Below are 5,867 nucleotides of genomic sequence, written 5' to 3'. Positions count from 1 at the left end.
CTTACAACCCCCTAACCCCCTTTATATACTTACAACCCCCTAACCCCCTTTATTAAGGGGGAATATCTGTCCTCCACCTCTAATCTTTTCTATATATTTGGGTGAGGGAATTTCGTGAAGCCCTATTGGAATTATAGGGATGGTAATTACAATAAACTGATAGCCATTCATCTTTCTGCTTCTCAAATACTTCCAAAGCAATACTTCTGATAAAACCCCTTGCTTTCTAAGTTCTCTGGCGTAAGTTTTCAATTTCGGATTGTAATGAATCTTCTTACTTACAACCCCCTAACCCCCTTTATATACTTACAACCCCCTAACCCCCTTTATTAAGGGGGAATATCTGTCCTCCACCTCTAATTTTTTCTATATATTTGGGTGAGGGAATTTCGTGAAGCCCTATTGGAATTATAGGGATGGTAATTACAATAAAAGGAGAATACTTTTATTCAATAGAACCTATCCATATTGACTTTGGTACAACTTTTACTATTGCCACGGCTACTACGAACGGATTAGGTATATTTAATATCATATTTACTATAGACACCCAACCTTATGGCACTCTTTCAATTACAGCTTGGGGATTAACCAGTAGTAGGAAATCTACAATTTCGTTCTTTATCACAGGAGGAAGAATCTATATCCTTACTCCAATCTCTGGGACCGTAGGCACTATCATCACTTTATCTGGTAATGGTTATGGTATAAATGAGGATATAGTCATACATTTTGGTACTATTCGATCTATTGCTACTTCTATTGCTAGTGATGCGGGGACTTTTTCTACTACCTTTACTTTTCCTTTAATGGTACGAGGGACTAAGACTGTTACTGCAAAGGGAATGAAGACACAGGTAGAAGAGGAAGCCCTCTTTAATGTATTAGGCAGTACTCGCTTAGAGATTAAGCCGGAGAGTAAAATCGTGACTAAGGGGGATGAATTTGGTTTAGATATCTGGTTAAAGGATGTGGTGAATTTGGCAGGACTGGATGTCTTCCTTGACTTTGACCATAATCGTTTAGAGGTATTAGGTGATAATCCTGTAGAAGAGGGCATACAAATTACTCAAGGACCTTTTCCTCCAGAGGCATCATTACTTTATGCCGGTGCTACTAATAATAGCGGACAGATTGCCTATAGTGTAATTTTAGTTCCTGCCACTAATACCGCAGATGGCTCAGGGATATTAGCCAGGGTTAGATTTAAGGCTAAAGCACCAGGCACCGCTACTATCTCCTTTGTCTTTGATAAACCTGATAATCGTTGGACGGTGCTTAAAGATAGCGATAATCAACCTATTCCAATTACTACTTATGGAGGAACTGTCACTATCTTCGAATATGGCAGTATGGAAGGATATGTCATCATTGACCCACCATCTTCCGGTGATTAAGTCTCAATTTGGAGTTGACACGGTAGATTATGCCGGTGGATTATTAGAAGGAAAGGTATCTGAGAGTTGTATATTAGCTGAGATTGAATTTAAAGTAAAGGATTCAGGAATAACGGACATTAAGTTTGATTTTAACCCGGCTAAATATCGAATGACGAAGATGATAGATATAAATAGCCAGGCTATCCTCTTTGATGTCAATGAAGTTAAAGTAAATGCTAAACCTATATCTACTTTAGACCATTTTGAATTTGATAATATTACCTCACCCAAAGCAGAAAGTATACCATTTAATGTTAAAGTAAAGGCATTAGATGTAGGAAATAATTTATTTGATTATAATGATCCAGGTACTTTAACTCTACATAATATATCAGGAACGATTACTCCAAAAGTAATTGTCTTTGGTAGCGGCACATGGCAAGGGACAGTAACGATTAATGGCACGGGGACAAATGTATTTATTACGGTGATGAGTTCTGGTAAGGTAGGAACAAGTAATTTGTTTGAGGTAAAAACACCCAATATCCCAAAGGATTCTGATGAAGATATTGTGATTAAATCAGAGGATGAAAAAACAGTAGTAGTAATTGAAAAAGATTCACCTAACCAGGATGCGTATGTAGAAATAACAAAAGTTACTATTCCTCCATCTGTGCCACCTAATATACCACAAGATGTAAATCCAGTAGTTATTGAAATTAATGTGGTAACAAATCCAGCGACTAAATTAGAGATAAAAGGAAGTATTACCTTAAGCTACACAGATGAGCAAGTAAAAGGATTAGATGAAAGTCGGTTACGGATATTTTACTATACAGGTTCTGGTTGGGAATTAGCCTCTTCTAATCAGGAAGTAGATACCTTCAATAATCGTATAACCGCTTATATCACTCATTTTTCTATTTATGCTATTGGTAGTCTGGTCGCACCCAATTTATCCAATGTCCAGGTATATCCAAATCCATTTAAACCAACTACTGTTCATTCAGGTAAATATATTACCTTTAAAAATCTTACTTCTTACTGGAAGTTGAAGATATTTAATTTAGCTGGTGAATTGGTAGATGAGAAAACGGGTGATACTAATGAAGCTCACTGGGATGGAACTAATCAAGCCGGTAATTCATGTGCCAGTGGGGTATATATCTATCTTATCACCAATGATAGAAATGAGAAGGTGACGGGGAGAGTGGTGGTGATCAGGTAATTAACAATGTAGTTTAGGATGTCTTGCTTTATAATCAATATAAAGAAAGATCAGCCCAAAAATAATTATCGCTATTCCTCCAATAAGTACAGCGTACATTTTAGGTCTCCTTTTCCAGATAAATAGCAATTAAATAGGTACAGATAGCTATTGCAATACCTATTAAGACCGTAACTATTCACCACGAAGGGCACGGAGAGCACGAAGTGAAATTCGATGAATTATCGAATTCATGAAGCTCAAATATTGACATATAGGGACGGTTCACTTTTGTTTGAAATCTTGCGGATTGAAATTAGAAATTGGAATTTGGAAATTAGGGAGAGAGACAAAAGCCCAATTTCTAATTTCTAATTTCCAACAAAAATCATAGGGAAAACGATAAAATGAACCGTTCCGAATAGTTTAACACTTTAACCATCTGAAGGTGTCCATAAGGAAAAATGGAAAAACTGGGAAAAAGGGAAAAGAAATAGATGATGGTTAAAATGCTTGTTTGGTCGTAGGGATTAGGAAATTAGTCTTTTCCTTCACTAACTTCTTAACCCAACTTCCCTACTGATTTCCTAACCATAACCCAAATACTCCTTCCTTTCCTATTTTTCTTCATTTCCCCTTTTTCCTTTGTTACACTTTACTTGAGTAAATAGTTACGATTTGACAAAATAGTAGGAACTGCCCGGTAAGGATTTAGCCTCTTCTATTGCCTTTAAGGCTAAGGCGTGGGCTTGAAAATAATTATTTATCTCTATCTTCTCATTGGTAACTATTCCAATAGAGATAGTCAGGATAGGATGGGTGGAAAAAGATTCAGGTGGATATGCAGATTTAATTTCATCATCAAAGGTAGAAATTATCTGATGAGCGATTTTCTCCCAGTTAGATACAGAGGTAATAACGGTAAATTCGTCTCCGCTACAATGTCCAATAAAATCAGTTGGATTACCAATATTTTTAATAGTTTCAGTGATGATTTTAGCCGTTAATTTAATTACCTCATCTCCTTGAAAAAAACCATAGGTTTTATTAACTGCCTTTAAATTATCTATATCAAGATATAATATAGCAAATTTTTCAGGTTGATTTATTCTTTCCTTAATCTCTTCTTTAATAAAGAAATTGCCAGGCAGGCCGGTTAATGGGTCAAGTGATTTTTCATAGTCTGTCCTTCGCAGGTAGGCATTGAGTTGTGAAGATACTTTTTTAGACTCAAATATATCAGTTATATGTCCATTTGCTCCACTTTCTAAAATCTTAATTTCTTGCTCTGTCGTTTTTGCCCCAAAGGTAATGATGGGGATGTGTCCAGAGCGTGGGTCATTTTTAAGCCTTCGGATAATAATTAATATATCTGGTAAACAGGCATTTAAAAGTATAAGGTTTGGATAAGTATGATATACTTTTTCCAGAACATCCTCTCCGCTATGGGCACAAATTGTCTCAAATCCATCTTTTTCTAAACCATAGACAAGCAAATTGGCATTTAACGGTTCTCCATCTCCTATTAATATTTTTTTATCTGGAGTTTTTGTTTTATTTCTTCTTGTTTCTTCTAATTCTATGATTTGTTGAAACACCTCGACTATATTAGCATCAAATTCTGCGCCCGCAGATTGTTTCAATTGATTTATCGCCTCTTGAAAAGATAATGCCTGTCTATAAGGTCTATTTGAAATCATAGCGCTAAAAGCATCTACAACCTTAATAATACTTGCCTCCATCGGAATCTCATCCTGACAAAGACCATCTGGATATCCTTTTCCATTAGGTGATTCATGATGATAGCGAATGGCTGATAGGAGTTGTCCTGGAAGTCCTACTGGCGTGAGAATTCGTTCGCTAATAAGCGGGTGTTTTTTAATGTTGTTAAATTCTATATTATCTAACTTGCCTGGTTTTTGCAATACCTTTTCACCAATAGCAATTTTTCCAATATCATGGAGTAAAGTAGATATTTTTATGATTTCGATTTCTATATTTTTAAATCCCAGTTCTTGAGCAATTGAGGCGGCATAGTATGCTTTTCTCTCAGAATGCCCTTGATTATACGCATCTCTGGCATCTACCATCTGGGCTATTTTTTTCGCTATATCTCGTATATCTTCGTATCTATATAAATTTTCCGCATTACCATTTTCAATTTGATTAGCCAAAACAGACAATTGCTTCATACACTTTACAAATTCATTTTCCATTTCTTGCCCCTTTTTATTCTACATAGATATTGCCCTTATTGTCACAGGCAATACATATTAGTTTATTCAACCTGTTTTTTATATTATACCATAAAACTACCCACTTTGTCAAATTTTTTTATATTGTGGGGCAATATTTCTATCTGCGACATAAATATTGCCTTGTTCACCTACGGAATAAATAGGGGGACTTCTTTTTTATAATCAAGATATTCCTGTCCAAACTCTTTAATCAATTCTTTTTCTTCAATCCATATTCGAATTAATCGTATGGGGACAAAAACAGCTATGATATAGCCCACCATATAATATGAGTTAGGAATAAGTGCAAATCCAAACCCTTTAAAAAGACTAGCTAAATAATTTGGATGTCGAACATATTTATACGGTCCATCTTTAATCAATTTATGGTTTTGTTTTATTTCGATATGCAAACTCCAGAATTTATTCAGGGTCTTGACAGCCAACCGTCTAAGTAAAAGCCCTGAGATATACATAATTAATCCAATCGCTGTAATTATAAGGTTAGGATTCTTTTTTACCATAAAATACTCAATTGGAGCACCAAAAAGAATCAGGATATAAGAACCTGCCATCAGGCTATACGACCATTTAGCCATTATTCTGCCTGGTGCTCTTTGTTTCTTTTTAATAGAGGCTTCAGCAAGAAATTCATAAATAAAAGCACAGGTAATAAATAAAAGATAAAATATTGTAAATTCCATTTTATAAAATTGTATTGACATTTTTGATAATACCTCTTATACTAAGTTTGTGAGGAGAAACGCTCATGAGTCTGCGATTCACAAAGGGGGATGAAAATAATGGAAGAACAACCCCCTAACCCCCTTTATTAAGGGGGAATATCTGTTCTACACCAGAGGATACGAGTCTGTGGATACTATACTAATTCGCTAATCTCTAATTCACTAATTCGCTATTTTCAGGAGAAACGCTCATGAGTCTGCGACTCACAAAGTCTTATGGTGAAATGTCAAGTAAAAAATTAAGTTTTTTTAAAAATATTTTTCTTGACTTATATCCCTAAAAAGGCACAAAAATAGT

5 protein-coding genes are annotated in these 5,867 nt (G+C 35.3%); 2 read left to right on the top strand and 3 right to left on the bottom strand.

What is annotated here, in order from left to right; genetic code table 11:
• Window positions 1–39 precede the first annotated feature (39 nt).
• Window positions 40–252 (bottom strand): DUF559 domain-containing protein, encoded by a 213-nt coding sequence (locus AB1422_15545; GenBank protein ID MEW6620723.1) that lies wholly within the window; start codon window positions 250–252, stop codon window positions 40–42.
• Between the two features lie 164 nt (window positions 253–416).
• On the opposite strand from AB1422_15545, the gene AB1422_15540 reads away from it, so the two are divergent.
• Window positions 417–1,397 (top strand): cohesin domain-containing protein, encoded by a 981-nt coding sequence (locus AB1422_15540; GenBank protein MEW6620722.1) that lies wholly within the window; start codon window positions 417–419, stop codon window positions 1,395–1,397.
• On the top strand, window positions 1,318–2,607 hold the full coding sequence (locus AB1422_15535) for a T9SS type A sorting domain-containing protein (protein ID MEW6620721.1): 1,290 nt from the start codon (window positions 1,318–1,320) through the stop codon (window positions 2,605–2,607). Before AB1422_15540 ends, AB1422_15535 begins: the two co-directional genes overlap by 80 nt.
• Window positions 2,608–3,257: 650 nt before the next feature.
• Here the strand turns inward: AB1422_15535 and AB1422_15530 are convergent.
• Entirely contained in the window at window positions 3,258–4,802 is a 1,545-nt protein-coding gene (locus AB1422_15530) for an HD domain-containing phosphohydrolase (GenBank protein ID MEW6620720.1), read from the bottom strand.
• Between the two features lie 170 nt (window positions 4,803–4,972).
• A complete protein-coding gene (locus AB1422_15525; GenBank protein ID MEW6620719.1) occupies window positions 4,973–5,548 on the bottom strand; it encodes an isoprenylcysteine carboxylmethyltransferase family protein in 576 nt (191 codons plus the stop codon).
• Between the last annotated feature and the right edge of the window lie 319 nt (window positions 5,549–5,867).

The organism is bacterium (assembly GCA_040757115.1).
Classification (GTDB): Bacteria; UBA9089; CG2-30-40-21; order CG2-30-40-21; family SBAY01; genus JBFLXS01.
Note: the sequence above shows the minus strand (reverse complement) of the source record. Positions and strands in the feature narration are given on the sequence as shown.

Excerpts from the sequence above, each read along its gene's own strand:
- AB1422_15525 (MEW6620719.1), bottom strand. The coding sequence starts at position 5,548 with ATGTCAATACAATTTTATAAAATGGAATTTACAATATTTTATCTTTTA.
- AB1422_15540 (MEW6620722.1), top strand. The coding sequence starts at position 417 with ATGGTAATTACAATAAAAGGAGAATACTTTTATTCAATAGAACCTATC.
- AB1422_15535 (MEW6620721.1), top strand. The coding sequence starts at position 1,318 with ATGGAGGAACTGTCACTATCTTCGAATATGGCAGTATGGAAGGATATG.
- AB1422_15530 (MEW6620720.1), bottom strand. The coding sequence starts at position 4,802 with ATGGAAAATGAATTTGTAAAGTGTATGAAGCAATTGTCTGTTTTGGCT.